This is a genomic window from Nocardioides panacisoli, from assembly GCF_019448235.1.
Classification (GTDB): Bacteria; Actinomycetota; Actinomycetes; order Propionibacteriales; family Nocardioidaceae; genus Nocardioides; species Nocardioides panacisoli_A.
The window spans coordinates 3,150,763-3,169,028 of the sequence record NZ_CP080409.1; the positions used below are offsets into that span (position 1 = coordinate 3,150,763).

Annotated in this window: 20 protein-coding genes and 1 tRNA gene; 8 read left to right on the plus strand and 13 right to left on the minus strand. The window is 72.3% G+C overall.

All coding sequences use genetic code 11. From position 1 onward, the window contains the following. Positions 1-36 precede the first annotated feature (36 nt). Positions 37-1,662 carry an MFS transporter gene (locus tag KUV85_RS15355; RefSeq protein ID WP_219960763.1) on the plus strand — a complete coding sequence of 542 codons (1,626 nt, stop codon included), beginning with the start codon at positions 37-39 and terminating at the stop codon, positions 1,660-1,662. An 86-nt stretch (positions 1,663-1,748) separates the two neighbouring features. Here the strand turns inward: KUV85_RS15355 and KUV85_RS15360 are convergent. Beyond that, positions 1,749-1,825 (minus strand) — tRNA-Pro (locus KUV85_RS15360). Between the two features lie 78 nt (positions 1,826-1,903). Further along, positions 1,904-2,824, minus strand: a complete 921-nt coding sequence (locus tag KUV85_RS15365) for a metallophosphoesterase (protein ID WP_219960764.1) — start codon at positions 2,822-2,824, stop codon at positions 1,904-1,906. 40 nt (positions 2,825-2,864) lie between these two features. Here KUV85_RS15365 and KUV85_RS15370 point away from each other — a divergent pair, with 40 nt between their 5' ends. Next, on the plus strand, positions 2,865-3,323 hold the full coding sequence (locus KUV85_RS15370) for a GatB/YqeY domain-containing protein (RefSeq protein ID WP_219960765.1): 459 nt from the start codon (positions 2,865-2,867) through the stop codon (positions 3,321-3,323). 73 nt (positions 3,324-3,396) lie between these two features. Here KUV85_RS15370 and KUV85_RS15375 read toward each other — a convergent pair whose 3' ends face one another. Next, positions 3,397-5,790 carry a penicillin-binding protein gene (locus KUV85_RS15375; RefSeq protein ID WP_219960766.1) on the minus strand — a complete coding sequence of 798 codons (2,394 nt, stop codon included), beginning with the start codon at positions 5,788-5,790 and terminating at the stop codon, positions 3,397-3,399. Positions 5,791-5,977: 187 nt separating this feature from the next. Between KUV85_RS15375 and KUV85_RS15380 the strand changes: the two genes are divergently transcribed. Continuing rightward, entirely contained in the window at positions 5,978-6,253 is a 276-nt protein-coding gene (locus tag KUV85_RS15380) for a WhiB family transcriptional regulator (RefSeq protein WP_425299366.1), read from the plus strand. A gap of 50 nt (positions 6,254-6,303) precedes the next feature. Here KUV85_RS15380 and KUV85_RS15385 read toward each other — a convergent pair whose 3' ends face one another. The 4 genes from KUV85_RS15385 to KUV85_RS15400 form a co-directional block, all read right to left on the minus strand. Beyond that, complete coding sequence (locus KUV85_RS15385; RefSeq protein WP_219960768.1) at positions 6,304-7,110, minus strand: thioesterase family protein; 807 nt, start codon at positions 7,108-7,110, stop codon at positions 6,304-6,306. Positions 7,111-7,147: 37 nt separating this feature from the next. Then, positions 7,148-8,332, minus strand: coding sequence for an ArsA family ATPase (locus KUV85_RS15390; protein ID WP_219960769.1), 1,185 nt, complete (start codon positions 8,330-8,332; stop codon positions 7,148-7,150). Next, the gene (locus KUV85_RS15395; RefSeq protein WP_219960770.1) at positions 8,329-9,327 is read right to left on the minus strand and encodes an ArsA-related P-loop ATPase; all 999 of its coding nucleotides are present in this window, start codon (positions 9,325-9,327) and stop codon (positions 8,329-8,331) included. Before KUV85_RS15395 ends, KUV85_RS15390 begins: the two co-directional genes overlap by 4 nt. A gap of 76 nt (positions 9,328-9,403) precedes the next feature. Beyond that, positions 9,404-9,814 carry a hypothetical protein gene (locus tag KUV85_RS15400; RefSeq protein ID WP_219960771.1) on the minus strand — a complete coding sequence of 137 codons (411 nt, stop codon included), beginning with the start codon at positions 9,812-9,814 and terminating at the stop codon, positions 9,404-9,406. 64 nt (positions 9,815-9,878) lie between these two features. On the opposite strand from KUV85_RS15400, the gene KUV85_RS15405 reads away from it, so the two are divergent. The 4 genes from KUV85_RS15405 to KUV85_RS15420 are packed head-to-tail and all read left to right on the plus strand — an operon-like array spanning position 9,879 to position 12,208. Then, complete coding sequence (locus KUV85_RS15405) at positions 9,879-10,034, plus strand: DUF4177 domain-containing protein (protein ID WP_219960772.1); 156 nt, start codon at positions 9,879-9,881, stop codon at positions 10,032-10,034. A gap of 1 nt (position 10,035) precedes the next feature. Then, the gene (locus KUV85_RS15410; RefSeq protein WP_219960773.1) at positions 10,036-10,509 is read left to right on the plus strand and encodes a RidA family protein; all 474 of its coding nucleotides are present in this window, start codon (positions 10,036-10,038) and stop codon (positions 10,507-10,509) included. Further along, positions 10,509-11,384 (plus strand): NUDIX hydrolase, encoded by an 876-nt coding sequence (locus tag KUV85_RS15415; protein WP_219960774.1) that lies wholly within the window; start codon positions 10,509-10,511, stop codon positions 11,382-11,384. Before KUV85_RS15410 ends, KUV85_RS15415 begins: the two co-directional genes overlap by 1 nt. Beyond that, positions 11,381-12,208: an MBL fold metallo-hydrolase gene (locus KUV85_RS15420; RefSeq protein ID WP_219962927.1), complete on the plus strand. Its 828-nt coding sequence runs from the start codon at positions 11,381-11,383 to the stop codon at positions 12,206-12,208. Before KUV85_RS15415 ends, KUV85_RS15420 begins: the two co-directional genes overlap by 4 nt. A gap of 129 nt (positions 12,209-12,337) precedes the next feature. On the opposite strand, the gene KUV85_RS15425 is transcribed toward KUV85_RS15420, so the two are convergent. Genes KUV85_RS15425 through nth form a run of 5 tightly spaced genes read right to left on the minus strand, consistent with a single transcriptional unit; the run spans position 12,338 to position 16,368 of the window. Next, complete coding sequence (locus KUV85_RS15425; RefSeq protein WP_219960775.1) at positions 12,338-13,114, minus strand: enoyl-CoA hydratase/isomerase family protein; 777 nt, start codon at positions 13,112-13,114, stop codon at positions 12,338-12,340. Between the two features lie 14 nt (positions 13,115-13,128). Next, on the minus strand, positions 13,129-14,316 hold the full coding sequence (locus KUV85_RS15430; protein WP_219960776.1) for a MarP family serine protease: 1,188 nt from the start codon (positions 14,314-14,316) through the stop codon (positions 13,129-13,131). After that, positions 14,316-15,056 (minus strand): NUDIX hydrolase, encoded by a 741-nt coding sequence (locus tag KUV85_RS15435; protein WP_219960777.1) that lies wholly within the window; start codon positions 15,054-15,056, stop codon positions 14,316-14,318. Before KUV85_RS15435 ends, KUV85_RS15430 begins: the two co-directional genes overlap by 1 nt. Then, positions 15,053-15,694, minus strand: coding sequence for a TlpA family protein disulfide reductase (locus KUV85_RS15440; protein WP_219960778.1), 642 nt, complete (start codon positions 15,692-15,694; stop codon positions 15,053-15,055). The genes KUV85_RS15435 and KUV85_RS15440 overlap by 4 nt, the downstream gene beginning before the upstream one ends. Continuing rightward, on the minus strand, positions 15,691-16,368 hold the full coding sequence (nth, locus tag KUV85_RS15445) for an endonuclease III (RefSeq protein ID WP_425299367.1): 678 nt from the start codon (positions 16,366-16,368) through the stop codon (positions 15,691-15,693). Before nth ends, KUV85_RS15440 begins: the two co-directional genes overlap by 4 nt. 225 nt (positions 16,369-16,593) lie before the next feature. Here nth and KUV85_RS15450 point away from each other — a divergent pair, with 225 nt between their 5' ends. Further along, positions 16,594-17,271 carry a Crp/Fnr family transcriptional regulator gene (locus KUV85_RS15450; RefSeq protein WP_273543992.1) on the plus strand — a complete coding sequence of 226 codons (678 nt, stop codon included), beginning with the start codon at positions 16,594-16,596 and terminating at the stop codon, positions 17,269-17,271. A 40-nt stretch (positions 17,272-17,311) separates the two neighbouring features. Here KUV85_RS15450 and KUV85_RS15455 read toward each other — a convergent pair whose 3' ends face one another. Further along, entirely contained in the window at positions 17,312-18,223 is a 912-nt protein-coding gene (locus KUV85_RS15455) for an oxygenase MpaB family protein (protein WP_219960780.1), read from the minus strand. Positions 18,224-18,266 lie beyond the last annotated feature (43 nt).

Below are 18,266 nucleotides of genomic sequence, written 5' to 3' on the forward strand. Positions count from 1 at the left end.
AGCAGTGTGTCATGGACCCCTCGCCACGGTGCGGTCATGAGCCACTCCGCGGGCAGCGTCACCGCGGTTGTCGACGGGGGTCCGGCGTGGTCGAATCGACCCGTGGTGGCGACCTCCGCCCCGATCCGGTGGGGCACGACCGAGGGGCGGTGGGTGCTGGCCGCGGCCGTCCTCGGCTCGGGCATGGCCGGGGTGGACGCCACCGTCGTCAACGTGGCGCTCCCGGCGCTCGGCGAGGACCTCGACGCCGACTTCGCAGTGCTTCAGTGGGTCGTGAGCGGCTACGCCCTGACGTTGGCGTCGTTCATCCTGCTCGGGGGCACGCTGGGGGACCGCTTCGGTCGGCGGCGCGTGTTCGCGGTCGGTGTGGCGTGGTTCGCCGTCGCGTCGGTGCTGTGCGGCATCGCCCCGAACGCCGAGCTCCTGGTCGCCGCCCGGGTGCTGCAGGGGGTGGGCGGCGCGCTGTTGACGCCGGCGAGCCTGGCCATCCTGCAGGCGAGCTTCGCAGCGGATGACCGCGGCCGGGCGATCGGTGCGTGGTCGGGGCTGGGTGGGGTGGCGACCGCGATCGGGCCGTTCCTGGGCGGCTGGCTGGTGGCGAGCGTGTCGTGGCGGTGGGTGTTCCTGATCAACGTGCCGCTCGCGCTGGTGGTGCTGTGGGTGCTGTGGAGCCACGTGCCTGAGAGCCGCGACAGCGAGGACACCGGCGGGATCGACTGGGCCGGGTCCGCGCTGGCCGCGACCGCACTCGCCGGCCTGACCTACGCCGCGATCGGTGGCGGCGAGCAGGGCGTCACGGCCGCGGTCGGACTGGCGCTGGCGGTGGGCCTGCTGGCGGGGGCGGCGTTCTGGCTGCTGGAGCGGCGGACGTCGCACCCCGTCCTGCCGCCCTCCATCCTCGCCTCGCGGCAGTTCGGCGCCGTCAACGCGGTGACGTTCGTGGTCTACGGTGCCCTGGGGGTGGTGTTCTTCCTGCTGGTCGTGCAGCTGCAGGTGGTCTCGGGCTTCGGGCCCGTGGCCGCGGGCGCGGCGCTGCTGCCCGTCACGCTGGTGATGCTGGCGCTCTCCGCACGGTCGGGCGAGCTCGCCAGCCGGATCGGGCCGCGACTGCAGATGGCGGCGGGCCCGGTCGTCTGCGCCGCCGCGCTGGTGTGGATGCTGGGCATCGATGCCGACGCTCGCTACGTCCGCGAGGTCCTCCCGCCGGTGCTGCTGTTCGGGCTCGGCCTGGCGGTGATGGTGGCACCGCTGACGGCCACGGCACTCGCGGTGGTGCCCGAGCGCCACGCCGGGCTGGCCTCCGGGGTCAACAACGCGGTCGCCCGGACCGGTGGCCTGGCGGCCGTCGCGGTGATCCCGGTGCTCGTCGGGCTCACGGGGGCCGACTACGCCGACCCCGACGTCTTCGACACCGCCTTCGACCGGGCGATGCTGGTGGCCGCCGTGGTGCTGCTGGTCGGTGGGGTGCTGGCGTTGGTGAGTGTCCGTGCCGACGCGCTCGTCGCCGAGGGTGGCAGGGGTGAGCCGTACGCCGCGGCACCGGTGGCCGGCCCCACGGCCACCGCTCGCCACCACCTCAACCACTGTGCGGTGGCCGGCCCGCCGCTGGTCTGCGACGTCCCCGACGAGGGCCACGCCGGATCCGGAGCCCACGAGGACTGAGCGACCGCGCACCGAAGCGGGCCGAGAACGACCGAACCCGGCGTACCGCTCGGTCCGCCGGGTTCACGATGTCGCGAGACATCACGTGGTCGGGCTGACAGGATTTGAACCTGCGGCCTCCTCGTCCCGAACGAGGCGCGCTACCAAGCTGCGCTACAGCCCGATGAGAGCCCCCACTCCGGGAGGCTCTCGAGTACGGGAGCATACCCGAGCCGTCGGGCGGTCCCGCAATCGAGGTCGGTCAGTCCCGCGGGAGCAGCGTGAGCAGCGTTGCCTCGGGTCGGCAGGCCAGACGCAACCGGATCTGGGGGTGCGTGCCGAGGCCCGCCGAGACGTGCAGCCACGCCGAACCCGGCTCGCCCGGCATCGAGTCCGCGGGGTGCCGGTGCAGTCCCCGCGCCCGCTCCGGCTCGAGGTCGCAGTTGGTGGTGAGGGCACGGCCGCCGGGCAGGCACACCTGGCCGCCGTGGGTGTGGCCGGCAATGATCGCCTCGTAGCCGTCGGCGGCGTACTGGTCCAGCACCCGGAGGTACGGCGCGTGCGTGATCCCGAGCCGGACGTCGGCCGTCCGATCCGCCTGTCCCGCCACCGCGGGGAGGTCGTCGTAGCCCAGGTGCGGGTCGTCGACACCGGCGAACGCGATCGAGGTCTCGCCGACCCGCACCGTCTCGCGACGGTTCGTCAGGTCGTGCCACCCGGCGGCGCGGAAGCCGTCGCTCAGGTCGCCCCACGGCAGCGGCGGCAGGTCCGTGCGGCGCTTGCCGTCGTCGGGCAGCAGGTAGGCCAGCGGGTTGCGCAAGCCGGGGGAGAAGTAGTCGTTGGAGCCGTGCACGAAGACGCCCGGCCGGTCCAGCAGCGGCGCGAAGCAGTCCAGCACCGCCGGCACCGCGTCGCGGTGGGCGAGGTTGTCCCCGGTGTCGATGACGAGGTCGGGCGCCAGGTCGCCCAGGCGGCGTACCCAGTCCTGCTTGGCACGCTGCCCCGGCACAAGGTGGAGGTCGCTGAGCTGGAGCACCCGCAGCGGCCGCATGCCGGCCGGGAGCAGGGGCAGCTCGTAGCGCCGCAGGGTGTACTGCCGCGCCTCCCATGCGGCGTACGCCGTCACCGCGGCGCCGGAGGCCGCACCGGCGCCGAGCACGCGCGGAATCGAGAGGAAGGGCACGTGGCAAGGCTGCCACACGGTGCGACATACCCTTGCCGCCATGGGCACTCTCAAGGATCAGCTGCGCACCGACCTCACCGCTGCGATGAAGGCGCGGGACAAGGCGCGCGCCTCGACGCTGCGGATGGTGCTGACCGCACTCAGCAAGGCCGAGGTGGCCGGTGACACCGCGCGCGAGCTCAGTGACGAGGAGGTCACCCAGGTGCTCACCAAGGAGGCCAAGGGCCGCCGCGAGGCGGCGCTCGCCTTCGAGGAGGGCGGTCGCGCCGAGAGTGCGGAGAAGGAGCGGGCCGAGGCGGCGGTCATCGCCGAGTACCTGCCCGAGCAGCTCGACGAGGCGGCCATCGCCGAGGTCGTGAGCACGACGATCGCCGAGCTGGGCGTCGCCGAGGACGGCATGAAGGCCATGGGCCGCGTCATGGGCGCGGTGCAGCCGAAGGTGGCGGGACGGGCCGACGGTGCCGCCGTCGCCGCGGAGGTACGCCGCCAGCTCGGCTGAGCGGACCGGACCGAGCCACCGGGGCGAGTCGGCGTGAACTCGGCCGAGTTCACGCCGACTCGGCACCCGGGCGCTAGTTGTTGCCGCGGCCTCCGCCACCGTTGCCGCCGCCGTTGTTGCCGCCGTTCCCGCGGCCGCCACCGTTGCCGCCGCCGTTGTTGCCGCCGTTGTTGTTCTTCTTCTTCGGCGGGGGCGGCACGAAGCCGGTGGAGGGGTAGATGTAGACGGTGAGGCCCTTGCCGTAGGTGGCACCGCCGCCGGGCGAGGAGTAGGCGACCAGGCCCTCGGAGACGTTGGAGTTGCGCTCGTCGCCGACGACGGGGTTGTAGCCGGCGTCCTCGAGCTGGCCGCGGGCGGAGGCGATGCTGTCGCCGCTGACGTTGGGCACGGTGCCCTGCTCGCCGTTGATGATCTTGTCGGTGGGCTGCACGAAGTCCTCGTCGTCGAGGATCCCCGAGATGCCCTGGAAGGTCTCGCCCCAGATCGGGCCGGCGGTGGTCGAGCCGGCGGTCGTGGTGCGGAAGACGCCACCGATGGTCTGGCCGTCCAGGGTGATCTGACGCCCGGTGTCGTTGTTGACGCCGGCCACCACGGCCGCACCGGCCATGTTGGGGGTGTAGCCGGAGAACCAGACGGCCTTGTTGTCGCTGGTCGTCCCGGTCTTGCCGGCGGCCGGCTGGCCCGGCGTCAGCGGCGCGCCGAAGCCACCGGGCTCGATGACGCCGCGGAGCACGTCGTTGACCGCGTCGCCGACCTCCTCGTCGAAGACCCGCTTGCAGCTCTTGTCGTAGGACTTGAGCTGGTTGCCGTTCGCGTCGGAGATCTTCAGCACCGGGCGCGGGTTGCAGTTGATGCCACGCGCGGCGAAGGTCGCGTAGGCGCCGGCCATGTCCAACGGGCTGACGTCGGCGACGCCGAGGGTGAAGGAGGGGATCTGGTCGCCCTTGTCGAGGGTGCGGATGCCCATCTGGCGGGCCAGGCGCCACGGCTGGCAGATGCCGACCTCCTGCTCGAGGCGCACGAAGAAGGTGTTGACCGAGTTCTGCGTGCCCTCGTAGAGGTCCGGGGTGGCGCTGGAGTTCGTCGAGTTGCCGGGGCTCCAGGTCTCGCTGCTGCGGTAGTTGCCCTCGCAGGTCTTGAACGAGTTCAGCTGCACCGTGGCGGGCTCGGCGGCGGAGATCCGGCGGTTGAGCGGGATGCCCTGGTTGATGGCGGCGGCGAGCACGAAGACCTTGAAGGTCGAGCCCGGCTGGAAGCCGTTGGCGTTGCCGAACTGCTTGGGCACCGTGTAGTTGAGGTAGGTCTGGCCGGGACCGTCGCCCTGGGGGCGGGACTGGGCGAGCGCCTTGACCTCACCGGTGCCGGGCTCGACCAGCGCCATCGCTCCCAGTGCGGTGTCGCTGGAGTTGACGTTGTTGGCGACCGCCTGCTGCGCCGAGCGCTGCATCCGGGTGTCGATCGCGGTCTGGATGCGCAGGCCGCCGGTGCGGATCAGGCGCCGACGGTCCTCCTTGGTCTCGCCGAGTGCGCGGTCGTTGAGGAGGTACTCGATCGCGTACTCGCAGTACCAGGTGGCCACGGAGTCGTCGCAGCCGTTGGGCATGGCCTGCACGTCCAGGCCCAGGCCCTTGCCCTGCAGCTGCTCCACCCGCTTCTCGGGGGCCGCGCCGAGGGAGGCCATCCGGCGCAGCACCACGTCGCGGCGCTCCTTGGCGCGCTCGGGGTACGACGTCGGGTTCAGCGCCTCGGGGCTCTGCACCAGACCGGCCAGGGTGGCGGCCTGCTTGCGGTTGAGGTCCTTGGCATCGACGTTGAAGAAGTGCTTGGCGGCCGACTGCACGCCGTACGCGCCGTCGCCGAAGTAGACGGTGTTGAGGTAGCGCTCGAGGATCCAGTCCTTGGAGTACTTCTTCTCCAGCGCGATCGCGTAGCGCAGCTCGCGGATCTTGCGCGCGTAGGACTCGTCGGTGGCCCGGGCGATGGCCTCCTCGTCGCCGTCGGCCTGGTTGACCAGCGTCTGCTTCACCAGCTGCTGGGTGATCGAGGAGCCACCCTGGACGACCTCGTCGGCGGCCTGGTTGGTCACCAGGGCGCGCAGCGTGCCCTTCAGGTCCAGGGCGCCGTGCTGGTAGAACCGGTAGTCCTCGACCGCGAGCAGCGCCTTGACCATCTGCTTGGAGATCTGCTTGAGCGGGATGACGATCCGGTTCTGGTCATAGATCGTGGCGATGGTGTTGCCCGCGCGGTCCTCCAGGATGGTGCGCTGGGCGAGCAGGTCGGTCTCGAGCTCCTGCGGCAGGTCCTCGGCGGTGCCCGCGATGCTGCGGGCCGAGAGGCCGGCCACGCCGGCGAAGGGGATCGCCAGGCCCGAGACCACGACGCCGAGCACCGCAGAGACCAGCGCCATCACACCGAGGTGGGAGGCGATCTTGCCTGCGGGGAGCTTGTCGGCGTCGGATCGTGCCATGCGCCTCAGATTACGGGAACTTCCTGAGAGGACCGATTCCGTCGCGCGACGACCAGCGACCACGTCTAGTCACTAATGACTAGTGCGCCGCCACCGTTGAGGCGTCCCTCCCCTCCGAAACGGTCACTAGCGTTGACCCATCGAAGCCCGCGTTGGGGGCGGGAATCGGAATCGGATGGGGACGAACATGTGGGATGACGACTGGACCAACCGCGCCGCCTGCCGCACCAAGGGGCCCGACGACCTCTTCGTCCGCGGGGCCGCGCAGAACCAGGCCAAGAAGATCTGCGCCAGCTGCCCGGTGGTGACCGAGTGCCTCGCGGAGGCGCTGGACAACCGCATCGAGTGGGGCGTGTGGGGTGGCATGACCGAGCGCGAGCGGCGTGCGCTGCTGCGTCGTCGGCCGGCGACCTCGTTCCGCGAGCTGTTCGAGACCGCTCGCCGCGAGCTCGTCGCCTCCTGATCCGGAGGTCGGCCGCTGCCTGACCCGAGGCGAATTCCCCTCGGCTCGGCTCAGCGGCGGCGTACGACGAGGGTCTGGCTGGCCTGCCCGATCACGCCGGTCGTGTCGAAGAGCTGGCCGGTGGCGACGCCGGTGCCCTCGGGACCGATCGTCGTCCGGGCGGCCAGGCCGACGTGCGCGCCGATCGGCGCGCGCCAGAGGTTCACGCTGACGTCGGCGTTGCTGAAGAGGTACTCCTCCAGTGGGAGCACCCAGCTCAGCCCGTTGCAGAAGTCCGCGGTCGCCGCGGCCAGCGACGCCGGTCGGGTGTCCGCACCGGCGAGCAGCGGGAGCCGGAAGCCGAACCAGGCGGTCGCCTCGCCCGGCTCGTCGACGGTGCCCGCAGCCACGCGTGGCGCCATCGCGTCGGCGTAGAAGGACGGGTAGTCCGGCATCCCCGGGATGCGGAAGCGGGGCAGGTCCTCGGCCAGTGCCACCGGCGGTGGGTCCTCGTGAGCGAGCGTCGGCACGTCCAGCGGCTGGTCCGGCACCGCGACGGTGACCGCTCGCGCGGTCGCGACCGTGGCGCCCTCGCTGGTGACCGTGGCCTCCCAGCGACCGGCGCTGCGGCCGGCGCGGCCGGTGACCGTGAGCTGCAGCGCAGTGAGCGGCACGGGGCGGAGGAACTCCACCGTCAGCCGTGCGAGCCGGTGGCCCTCGCCGGCCTCCTGCTCCACGCAGTGCGCGAGCAGGGCCGCCGGTGCGCCGCCGTGCTGGGCGTCGGCACTCCAGGGGCCGCGGGCGTACTCGGTCGGGAGGAAGGTGCCGGGACCGTCCCCGGGCACGAAGACGGCATCGGCGGAGGCGGCGGCAGTCACCCGAGGCATCGTACGGAGCCGCGCGCCTGCCTCGCCGTCAGGCCTGGTCGGCCAACAGGTCGCCGACCTCGCGGAGGCCGGCCAGGTCGTGCACGTCCCCGGCGAGCGCGGGCACGACGGCCCGGGGGACCTGGGGGTGGGCGGTCGCGAACCGCTCCCGCAGCGCCCGCTCGCGGGTCACCGACTGCACCTGGTCGGCGTGCAGCCGCAGCAGTCCCGCCGTCAGCGATGCCGGGTCCTCACGCCGCAACCGGCCCGCCGCGGCCAGCGCGTCCTCGGCCTCCAGGGCGCTCGCCGGCTGTGGGTTCGCGCGGTTGACGACGAGGCCCGCCAACGGCATCTCGTCCTCGCTGAGCCGCTCCACGAAGTACGCCGCCTCCCGCAGTGCGTCCGGCTCCGGGGCCGCCACCACCAGGAACGCCGTCCCGTCGGCCTGCAGCAACGAGTAGGTCTTCTGCGCGCGTTGGCGGAACCCACCGAAGACGGTGTCGAGGGCGGCGACGAAGGTCTGCAGGTCCCGCAGCACCTGGGCGCCCAGCACCTTGGTCAGTGCGCCGGTGACCAGCCCGAAGCCCGCCGTCATCAGCCGCGCGGGGCCGCGGGCCGGGGCCAGCATCAGCCGGATGAAGCGGCCGTCGAGGAAGCTCGACAGCCGTTCGGGGGCGTCGAGGAAGTCCAGCGCGGACCGCGACGGCGGGGTGTCCACCACGATCAGGTCGTAGTCGCCGCTGCGTTGCGCCTCGCGGTGGATCTGGCCGAGCTTCTCCATCGCCATGTACTCCTGCGTGCCCGCGAACGAGCTCGACAGGGCGACGTAGAAGGGGTTGTCCAGGATCTGCTGCGCCTTCTCCGGGCTGGCCTGGGACTCCACCACCTCGTCGAAGGTGCGCTTCATGTCCAGCATCATCGCGTCCAGCCGGCCGGACTCGCCGTCGGTCGCGTCCGTCGCGACCCCCTGCACCGGCCGCGGGGTGTTGTCCAGCTCCTCAATGCCCATCGACTGCGCGAGCCGGCGCGCCGGGTCGATGGTCAGGACGACGACCTTGCGGCCCCGCTCGGCCGCCCGCAGTGCGAGCGCGGCCGAGGTGGTGGTCTTGCCGACCCCGCCGGAGCCGCAGCACACGATGATGCCGGTGTCGCGGTCGTCCAGCAGCGCGTCGACGTCGAGCGGTCCGGCCGACTGCGTCGTGGTCGGCCCCACGCGGCTCCTGCTCCTGCTCATGCCAGTCCCTGCTCCCGCATCGTCGACGCGAGCTCGTAGAGCCCGCCCAGGTCCACGCCGCCCGCCAGCCGCGGCAGCTCGTACGCCGGCACGTCCAGCGCCGCGATGCGCTCGCGCTGGGAGTCCTCCAGTGCCCGCCGGTCGGCGTGGTTGCGCGCCTCGCTGAGCAGGCCGTCGACCAGGGCGTCGTCGGGCTCGAGGCCGGCACCGGACAGGTCGCCGGCGATCGCGTCGCGGTCCAGCGTCCCGGCGCGGGCCGCGGCGAGCTCCTCGGTCGTGAGGTCCTGCGGGCGTACTTGGTTGACGACGACGCCGCCGACCGGGATGTCGACCTCGCGGACCTCCTCGATGGCGTCGGCGGTCTCCTGCACCGGCATCTCCTCCAGCAGGGTCACCAGGTGCACCGCGGTCCGCGGCGAGCGGAACAGCTGCATCATCGTGTCGGACTGCTGCTTGATGGGGCCCACCTTCGCCAGCCCGGCCAGCTCGTTGCTGACGTTGAGGAACTGGGTGATCCGACCGGTCGGGGGAGCGTCGAGCACGACCGCGTCGTACTCCTGCGCCCCCCGGTTGCGCGTGTTGCGCTGCACCGCCTCGTAGACCTTGCCGGTGAGCAGCACGTCGCGCACGCCGGGGGCGATGGTGGTCGCGAACTCGACCACGCCGAACTTGTCCAGCGCCTTGCCCGCCCGGCCGAGGCGGTAGTACATCGCGAGGTACTCCAGCAGCGCCGACTCCGCGTCGATGTGCAGGGCGTGCACGACGCCCTTGCGGCCGCTCTCCTCCGGGAGCCCGGTGGTGAGCCGGCGCTCCTCGTAGGGCAACGGGTCGACGTCGAACATCCGCGCGATGCCCTGCCGACCCTCCACCTCGCACAACAGCACGTTCGTGCCCGCCCTGGCGAGGGCGAGCGCCAACGACGCGGCGACCGTCGACTTGCCGGTGCCCCCCTTGCCGGTGACCACGTGGAGCTTCACCCGCGACCAATCACTCACCCGGGCAGCCTAGCGATCGCACGGCACGGCCACCGGCTTTGCGGTGCGTGCTGGACGCCGCGGAGCGGCCGCCCGCTCACGCGAGCTTGTCCGCCAGCACGACCCAGGTGAAGAAGCACACGCCGAGCAGCATGCCCACGTGCCCCAGGATCGACAGCGCCGGCCCGTCGCCCCAGCTGTCGCCGGTCGTGGCCCGGGCGTGCGCGCCCGAGGCGGACTGCCACCGGGCCAGGATCAGGATGCCGATGACCACCTCCACCCACCAGGCGAGGAGTGCGACCGCGCCGAGGGTCCCGCCCGGGGCGGTGAGGTAGGCGATCCACGCGACCAGTGCCACGACGCCGACGGCGGTGTGGGCGTTGACCACGCCGAGGGGGACACGCGCGCTGCCCGCCTGCGACTGCTCCGAGGAGAGCCGCATCCGGGTGAGGAGGACGACGACGGCCGCCAGGCCGGTGAGCAGCCACACGGCGTTGTCGAGGTTCACGGGCGGCATCGTCGCACAACCCGTGACATGGGCCACGCCGTCTCGCGTGAGTAGGCTGCGGACCATGACCAAGTGGGAGTACCAGGTGGCGCCGGTGTTGAACCACGCCGCCACGCAGATCCTGAACAACTTCGGCGAGGACGGCTGGGAGCTCGTCGCCATCATGGGCGGCGAGGGCGGCAACGACATCGCCTACTTCAAGCGCCCCGCCGAGGGCTGACATGGCCGCGGCGAGCACCCCCGAGGAGCGGCTGGCCGAGCTCGGGCTGAGCGTGCCCGACGTCGTGCCGCCCGTGGCGGCGTACGTCCCCGCGGTGCGCAGTGGCGACCACGTGCTGACCGCGGGCCAGCTGCCGATGCGCGACGGCGAGCTGCTGGCCACCGGCAAGGTCGGTGCGGAGGTCACGCCGGAGACGGCGTACGACGCCGCACGGCAGTGCGCCCTCAACGGGCTGGCCGCCGTCCGGTCGGTGACCGGGGACCTGTCCGCGATCACCCGGATCGTCAAGGTGGTCGTGTTCGTCGCCTCCGACCCGGCCTTCACCGCCCAGCCCGGCGTCGCCAACGGCGCCTCGGAGCTGCTCGGCGAGGTCTTCGGCGACGCGGGCGTGCACGTCCGGTCCGCCGTCGGCGTCGCGGCGCTGCCGCTGGACGCGCCGGTCGAGGTCGAGCTGACCGTCGAGGTCGCCTCCTGATGCAGATCCCGGTCCCGCCGGTGCCGCTGCCGGAGAAGGTCGCGCAGGTGGCGCAGGAGTACGCCGACGGCACGCGGGAGCCGGCCGAGCCGCGCAACGCCGCGACCGTCGTACTGCTCCGCGACGCGGCGGCCGGCAGCGCCGGTGGGCCGGAGGTCTACCTGATGCGGCGGCAGGTCTCGATGGACTTCGCCGGCGGCATGTGCGTCTTCCCCGGGGGCGGCGTGGACGAGCGCGACTTCGACGGCACCGTCTCGTGGGCGGGCCCCTCCCCGGCGGAGTGGGCCCGGTTGCTCGGCACCGACGAGGAGGTGGCGCGGGCGTTGGTCTGCGCCGCGGTGCGCGAGACCTTCGAGGAGTCCGGCGTGCTGCTCGCCGGCCCGTCGGAGGACTCCGTCGTCGCCGACACCACCGGCGAGGACTGGGAGGCCGACCGCGTGGCGCTGGAGTCGCGCGAGCTGGCGATGACCGACTTCCTCGCCCGCCGCGGCCTGGTGCTGCGCACCGACCTGCTCGGCGCGTGGTCGGGCTGGCTGACGCCGGTCTTCGAGCCCAAGCGCTACCGCACGTGGTTCTTCGTGGCGGCGCTGCCGGAGGGGCAGCGCACGCGCGACGTCTCCACCGAGTCCTCCTCGGTGGTCTGGCAGGGCGCGACCTCGGCGGCCGAGGACGTCGAGGCGTCACGGATGGCGATGCTGCCGCCGACCTACCTGACCTGCCTCCACGTCGGCCAGCACCGCAGCGTGGCCGACGTGCTGGCCGCCGCGGACCGGGAGGTGGCGATGTTCATGCCCGAGGTCGAGCGCCTCGATGACGGCTTCACGCTGACCATCCCCGAGGAGCTGCGTCCCCTGCTCGCGGCACGGCGGCCATGACCCAGCAGCCGGAGTGGAACGGTGGCGCCTTCGGTGAGCGCGGACGGTGCGTGCTCGCCCCCAACCCCGGTGTCATGACGCTCGACGGCACCAACACCTGGGTCCTGCGCGAGCCCGGTGCGGAGCGGTCGATCGTCGTGGACCCGGGTCCCGTGGTGGACGAGCACCTCGACGCGGTCGCGGAGTCGGCCGGGCAGGTCGAGTACGTGCTGCTGACCCACCACCACCTCGACCACTCCGAGGCGGCGCGCGGCTTCGCTGAGCGCATGGGGTGCGGCGTCCGCGCCCTCGACCCCGAGCTGTGCTGGCGCTCGGAGCCGGTGACCGACGGCGAGCGGATCGACGTCGGTGGCCTTCAGGCCGAGGTCCTCACCACGCCGGGCCACACCTCGGACTCGATCTCGCTGGTGCTGCCGGCCGAGCGCGCCCTGCTGACCGGCGACATGGTGCTGGGGCGGGGGACCACGGTGGTGGTGCACCCCGACGGCGAGCTGTCGGCGTACTTCGACTCCATCGCGCGGATGCGCGCCCTGGTGAGCGAGGACCGGGTCGACACGCTCTGGCCGGCGCACGGCCCGGTGCTCGACGATGCCGCCGGCGTCCTCGACCACTACGTCGTCCACCGTCGCCAGCGCCTCGCGCAGGTGGAGGCGGCCCTGGAGCGACTCGGCCTCACCCCCACCGACCTGCCGCCCGACGTCGCCGAGCACGACACCCTGCCCCGCCGCGTCGTCGAGGTCGTCTACGCCGACGTCGACGAGTCGCTGTGGGGCGCCGCCGAGTGGTCGGTCCGCGCCCAGCTGGCCTACCTCGCCCGCCGCTGACCTCGCCGAGTCGGCGCCAACTCGGCTGTCCGGGGCGCCGAGTCGGCGCCAACTCGGCACTGAGCGCCGTCGTTGAGCCGAGTTCACGCCGACTCGACCCGTTCGTGGGCCGAGTTCACGCCGACTCGGTCAGTGGAACGTGGGGGCGCGCTTCTCGACGAAGGCGCTGATGCCCTCCTGGCCGCTGGGGGAGGAGCCGAGGTGGCTGATCGACTCGGCCTCGCGCCGCAGGGCAGACTCGGCGGCCGGCTCGGTCAGGTCGCGGATGAGGTGCTTGGCGGCGACCTGCGCGTCGCGGGAGCCGGCGAGCAGCGTCGCGACGACCTCCTCGGCAGTGGCCTCCAGCTCCTCGGCCGGTACGACGCGCGCCAGCAGCCCCGCGGCGTGCGCCTCCTGTGCCGAGAGCAGGTCCCCGAGGATCGCCAGCCGCAGCGTGCGGTGCATCCCGAGGGTGTTGACCAGCAGCGTGCCGCCACCGTCGGGGCTGAGTCCGACCTTGGCGTAGGCGAGGCTGAACTGCGCCGAGTCGGCGGCGAGCACGATGTCGGCCGCCGCCGACAACGGGAACCCCACGCCGGCCGCCGTGCCCTGCACGACGCTGACCACGACCGCGTCGCAGCGCTTGAGCTCGGTGACGATCCGGTGCGCGCCCTCGGCGAGCTCGAGCAGGTGCGACTTCGGGTCGCTCGCCTCGGCGAAGCCGTCCAGCGCACCGCCGACGGAGAAGAAGCGCCCCTCCGCCGCCAGCACGATCACCCGAGCGGCGTCGGCCTTGGCCTGCAGGATCGCGGCGAGCAGCGCGTCGCCGGACTCCGGCGTCAGCGGGTTGCCCGCGGACGGGTTGGTCAACGTGATCCGGGCACACCCGTCGGCATGGTGGTAGCGGACGGACTCGTGCTCACTCATCGGGTTCCTTTCACTCACGCGGCGCAGTCGCCGGTCGAGGCGGGGGAGGTGTCGTCGCGGGAGGCATCGGCGATCTCGGAGACCTGGCCCGCGGTGACGGCGTACCCGGTCTCGTTGTCGGTGACCGACGCAGCGAAGACCACGCCGGCGACGTCGCCGTCCTCGGTGACGATCGGGCCACCGGAGTTGCCCGGCCGCACCAGCGACCGGATCGAGTAGACGTCGCGCAGCACGGTGCCGCGGCCGTAGATGTCGGGTGAGCGCAGCCGCTGCTCGGACCGGATGCGGCCGGGCTGGGCGTCGTACGGCCCGTCCTCGGGGTAGCCGAGCACGGCCACCGGGTCGCGGGCCTCCGCGGCCGGGCCGCCCTGGATGTCGAACTGCAGCGAGGGCAGGTCCTGGGTGTCGAGGCGGAGTACGGCGATGTCGAGGTCGGAGTCGAACGCGACGACCTGCGCGGGCACCCGTTCCTGCCCGATCTCGACGACCGGCTCGCGGACGCCGGCGACCACGTGGGCGTTGGTCATCACGCGGTTGTCCTCGTAGATGAAGCCGGTGCCCTCGACGCCGCGGCCGCACACGTTGGTGCCGCGGACCTTGAGCACGCTGCGACGGGCCGCGACGACGTCGGGGTCCTCCAGCACCCGTCGCGGGCCGGGCCCGACCTCGACGATGCGCTCGGGGGCGAACGGCTCGAGGTAGCGCGGGAAGAAACCGAGACCGACCACGTTGTTGAAGGCGCCGAGCGCACTGGGGGCCGAACTCGGCAGCACCTCGTTGACCTTCGACAGGACCTGGGAGTTGCGCACCTGCTCGGTCACGCCGACGATGCGGGTGCCCGAGACGGCGACCCCCAGGGCCCAGGCGACCAGCAGCACCGCGAAGGCGCTGAGCGCGGCACCGCCCAGCGCGTCGAGGAACCGCGCCGGCTGCCAGGTGACCTTCTCGCGGACCTTGCTGCCGGCGTACTGCAGGACCGCCTGGCCCAGCGAAGCGCTGAGGATCACGATGAACAGTGCGCCCAGCGAGACCCAGATCGAGGGCTCGACGCCCGACAGCGCGATCGGGGCGAGCCAGATGCCGAACAGGCCCCCGGCGAGCAGCCCGACGGTGGCGAAGGCGCCGGTGATGAAGCCCTGCCAGTAGCCCGACAGGGCATAGGCCAGGACCAGCAGCAGGAGCAGGACGTCGAGGAAGTTCATCACTCCGCGTCCTCCTCCAGGATGTCCAGCTCGTCCGCGGACCGGTCGGGGTACTCCGCGAGCATGTAGTCAGGTAGTTCGTGCACCGGTGGCTCCGGGACCGGAGGCAACCATCCCAGAAAGTCGAGGAACCGGGTGATGATTCCGCCGGTGAATCCCCACAGGATCACGTCCTTGTCCTCGCCGATGAGGAAACCCGGGCCCACCCAGCCGCTGGGATGACGGACCTGGATGCGGTGGTCGGGGTCGATGAGCTCGGCCAGCGAGACCCGGTGGATCTCGTGGACCTCCTCCGGGGAGGTGATGGTGACCGGGTGCGGGTCACGCCACCAGCCGATCACCGGGGTGACGGCGAAATTCGACGGCGGGAGCCAGAGCTCGGGCAGCGCGGCGAAGACCTCGACGGAGGCGGGGGCGACCCCGATCTCCTCCTCGGCCTCGCGGACGGCGGCGGCCACGACGCTCTCGCCGGGATCGATCTTGCCGCCGGGGAAGGAGACCTGGCCCGGGTGCGAGCGCATGTCGTGCGCCCGCTCGGTCAGCAGCAGGTCGGGGCCGCCCTCGCCGTCGGTGTCCTCGCCGAAGAGCATCAGCACCGACCCGCGGCGCGGGTCGGACCCCTCCGGCGGCAGGAACCGGGTGAGGTCACTGCCCTGGATCCGCGCGGCACCGTCGCGGACGGGGTGCAGCCATTCCGGGAGGTCGGGTACGACGTCGGGCAGCCCGAGCGCGGGCGTCACCGGGTCGCCCCCGCGTCGAGGTCGACGTCGAGGTTGCTCTCGGCCTTCTCGACGACCTCCGCGAGCGTCTCGACGCCGCCGGTGGTGCGCTCGACGCTGCCGTCGGCACGGACGAACAGGAAGACCGGGAGCCCCTGGATCACCAGGTCGGTCTGCTGCAGCTCCCCGCACGGGTCGGCCAGGCTCGGGTAGTTGGTGCCACTGTCGGCGGCCAGCTCCAGCGCCGCGCTCGGATAGGTCTCGAGGTAGTCGACACCGAGGACAGGGACTTGGTCGCCGTACTGCTCCTGGAACTCCGCGAGGGCGGGCATCTCCTTGCGGCACGGCCCGCAGTTGGAGGCCCAGAAGTTGATGATCGCCGGCCCCGTGACCTCCGAGAGCGACATGGTGGCCTCGCTGCCCAGGCACGGCAGGTCGACGTCGGGCAGGTCGGCCGGCTCGCCCGCGTCCGTCCCGGCCCGCTCGGGGTCGCAGTCGGGGATGCCGGCCTGCGTGCGCTCCTGCTGCAGGTCGCCGGTGTCGACCTCGACCTTGCACGCGGCGGAGAACGGCTCGGCCTGGTCGCAGCCCGCCAACAGCACGGCGACGGCGACCAGGAACGCCGGGAGGACCGCACGTGGCCCGGGCCGGCTCCTCATGCGCGTCCCTCGCTGCGCACCAGCTTCGCCGCGACGTCGGGGTCGGTCGGGCCCGCGCCGTACGACGGGCACCAGCGCGCGACCGGACAGGCACCGCACGCCGGCTTCTGGGCGTGGCAGCGGCGACGGCCGTGCCAGATCAGGTGGTGGCTGAGCATCGTCCAGTCGCGCTTGTCGAACAGGTCGCCGACCGCGTGCTCGACCTTGACCGGGTCGGTCTCGTCGGTCCACGCGAAGCGCCGCGCGAGCCGACCGAAGTGGGTGTCGACGGTGATGCCGGGCAGGTCGAAGGCGTTGCCGCGCACCACGTTGGCGGTCTTGCGGCCGACTCCCGCGAGCCGCACCAGGTCCTCCAGCCGCCGGGGGACCTCGCCGTCGAACTCCTCGACCAGCTGGGCGCTGAGCTTGAGCAGCGCATCGGTCTTGGCGCGGAAGAAGCCGAGCGAGCCGATCAGCGACTCCAGATGGGTGCGGTCGGCCCCGGCCATCGCGGTGGCGTCGGGGTAGGCCGCGAACAGGTGGGGCCGGACGGCGTTGACCCGCTTGTCGGTGGTCTGTGCGCTGAGCACGGTCACCACGAGGCACTGGAACGGGTCGTCGAAGTCGAGCTCGGGACCGGCCTCGGGATAGGTTGTGGCCAGGACGCGGTTGATCCGTCGTGCTCGGCGCACCAACTGCGTGCGCGTCTCTCCGGCTTCGACTCGGGATCTCACGCTGGGCGGCACTCGGACAGCGTAATCGGCGGTGGGGACAGCTCCGGCGCCACCTCGACGCGGGGAGCGCCGTGCCGGCGCGCGGCGCAGAGGTACCGGGAAGTCGCTGTGAACTGCGCCACTACCTATAGGATGCTCAGGTCGCCCCGTCGTGGCGGCACGCCCGACAACAGGTTTGGAGGAAGAGTGGATAACGACGTACTCCGTCAGGCTCCGCTGTTCAGCTCGCTCGACGACGAGGCCGCCACCGCGCTGCGGACGTCGATGACCGAGACGGGGTTGCGTCGTGGAGAGGTGCTCTTCCACGAGGGCGATGCCGGTGACCGGCTCTACATCGTGATCGAGGGCAAGGTGAAGCTCGGCCGCTCGTCCGCCGACGGCCGCGAGAACCTCCTCGCGATCCTCGGCCCGGGACAGATGTTCGGCGAGCTCTCGCTCTTCGACCCCGGACCGCGCTCGGCGACCGTGACCGCGGTGACCGACAGCAACTTCGCCTCGCTCACCCACGACGACCTGCTCAAGTGGCTCGACGGCCGCCCCATGGTGGCCAACAGCCTGCTGGGCCAGCTCGCCAGCCGCCTGCGCAAGGCCAACGACGTCGTCGCGGACCTGGTGTTCTCCGACGTGCCCGGCCGGGTCGCCAAGGCGCTGATCGACCTCGCCGACCGGTTCGGCCGTACCGCCGACGACGGCGTGCACGTCCACCACGACCTCACCCAGGAGGAGCTCGCCCAGCTGGTCGGCGCCTCCCGGGAGACGGTCAACAAGGCGCTGGCCGACTTCGCCTCCCGAGGCTGGGTCCGGCTCGAGCCCCGCTCGGTCGTCATCCACGACATCGAGCGGATCACCCGCCGGGCCCGCTGACCCGACCCGGCGGGCTCAGTCCGGGTGTGCCGACCCGGGCTCAGGCGTCCACCGGGTCCCGGTGGACCGGGCAGCCCTGGGCGGTCGCCGGGAAGGTCCCCAGGTCGGCCAGCCGGAAGCTGCCGGGGGCGTAGGACCGGATCCGCGGGCTGTCGATGACGTAGGTCGGCTTGCGCCGCGACGGCGTGTGGCGCAGCACCCGGGCGCGTGCCCGCAGTGCGGCCGCCGAGGCCCGGCGCGCGGGCCGGCCCGGCTCGTCGTACCGGAACGCCGTGAGCAGCGGCTCGTCCATCAGGGCGCGGCTGAACACGTCCAGCACGCCGCGGGCCGGACGCGGGTAGAAGTCCTTGAGCAGGTCCAGCGTCGCGTCGGCCACCTTGCGACCACCCTCGTCGTAGGCGAAGTACTCACGCTCGTAGTCGTCCATGAGGTGCATGAACTCGTCGTAGGTCTCGGGGATGTCCCGGATCGCCATGTGCTGGCCGAGCGTGCGGAAGTAGTTGACCATGGCCCGCAGCTCGCCCTCGGTGAGGCGGCGCCAGCCGAAGTCGTTGATCCAGCGCTGCGGCACCACGACGAACGTCGAGAGCACGTAGCGCATGTCGTCGTTGCTGATGTCATACATCTTGTGCATCTGGTTGACGCGGCGTACGCCGGTGCGCCCGGCCTCGCTGTCGAAGCCGTGGACCAGGGGCGCCTCCAGCAGGAGCGCGGTGTCGTCGTAGCGCTGCTGGCAGCGCTCCTCGAACTGGCGCGTCTCGTGCAGCAGCCGGCCGATGCTGGGCACCGCGTAGGTGCGGAACAGCGCCAGGCTCAGTGACTGGTTGAAGTCCCAGGGGAACTCGTACAACGTCAGGTTGCGGTAGATCTCGACGAAGTCGACCTCGGGGTCGAGCTCCTCGTTGCGCCGACGCCAGAGCGAGCGCATGGGCAGGGCGAGCCGTGGGGGCATGGACGTCTCCTTCCGCCGGGACCGATCCTAGGTCAGTTGGCAT

What these genes read in the sequence shown, in the direction of transcription:
- KUV85_RS15355 (WP_219960763.1), top strand. Translation starts at nt 37, where the DNA reads ATGAGCCACTCCGCGGGCAGCGTCACCGCGGTTGTCGACGGGGGTCCG.
- KUV85_RS15370 (WP_219960765.1), top strand. Translation starts at nt 2,865, where the DNA reads ATGGGCACTCTCAAGGATCAGCTGCGCACCGACCTCACCGCTGCGATG.
- KUV85_RS15375 (WP_219960766.1), bottom strand. Translation starts at nt 5,790, where the DNA reads ATGGCACGATCCGACGCCGACAAGCTCCCCGCAGGCAAGATCGCCTCC.
- KUV85_RS15380 (WP_425299366.1), top strand. Translation starts at nt 5,978, where the DNA reads ATGTGGGATGACGACTGGACCAACCGCGCCGCCTGCCGCACCAAGGGG.
- KUV85_RS15390 (WP_219960769.1), bottom strand. Translation starts at nt 8,332, where the DNA reads ATGAGCAGGAGCAGGAGCCGCGTGGGGCCGACCACGACGCAGTCGGCC.
- KUV85_RS15405 (WP_219960772.1), top strand. Translation starts at nt 9,879, where the DNA reads ATGACCAAGTGGGAGTACCAGGTGGCGCCGGTGTTGAACCACGCCGCC.
- KUV85_RS15410 (WP_219960773.1), top strand. Translation starts at nt 10,036, where the DNA reads ATGGCCGCGGCGAGCACCCCCGAGGAGCGGCTGGCCGAGCTCGGGCTG.
- KUV85_RS15415 (WP_219960774.1), top strand. Translation starts at nt 10,509, where the DNA reads ATGCAGATCCCGGTCCCGCCGGTGCCGCTGCCGGAGAAGGTCGCGCAG.
- KUV85_RS15420 (WP_219962927.1), top strand. Translation starts at nt 11,381, where the DNA reads ATGACCCAGCAGCCGGAGTGGAACGGTGGCGCCTTCGGTGAGCGCGGA.
- KUV85_RS15425 (WP_219960775.1), bottom strand. Translation starts at nt 13,114, where the DNA reads ATGAGTGAGCACGAGTCCGTCCGCTACCACCATGCCGACGGGTGTGCC.
- KUV85_RS15430 (WP_219960776.1), bottom strand. Translation starts at nt 14,316, where the DNA reads ATGAACTTCCTCGACGTCCTGCTCCTGCTGCTGGTCCTGGCCTATGCC.
- KUV85_RS15440 (WP_219960778.1), bottom strand. Translation starts at nt 15,694, where the DNA reads ATGAGGAGCCGGCCCGGGCCACGTGCGGTCCTCCCGGCGTTCCTGGTC.
- KUV85_RS15455 (WP_219960780.1), bottom strand. Translation starts at nt 18,223, where the DNA reads ATGCCCCCACGGCTCGCCCTGCCCATGCGCTCGCTCTGGCGTCGGCGC.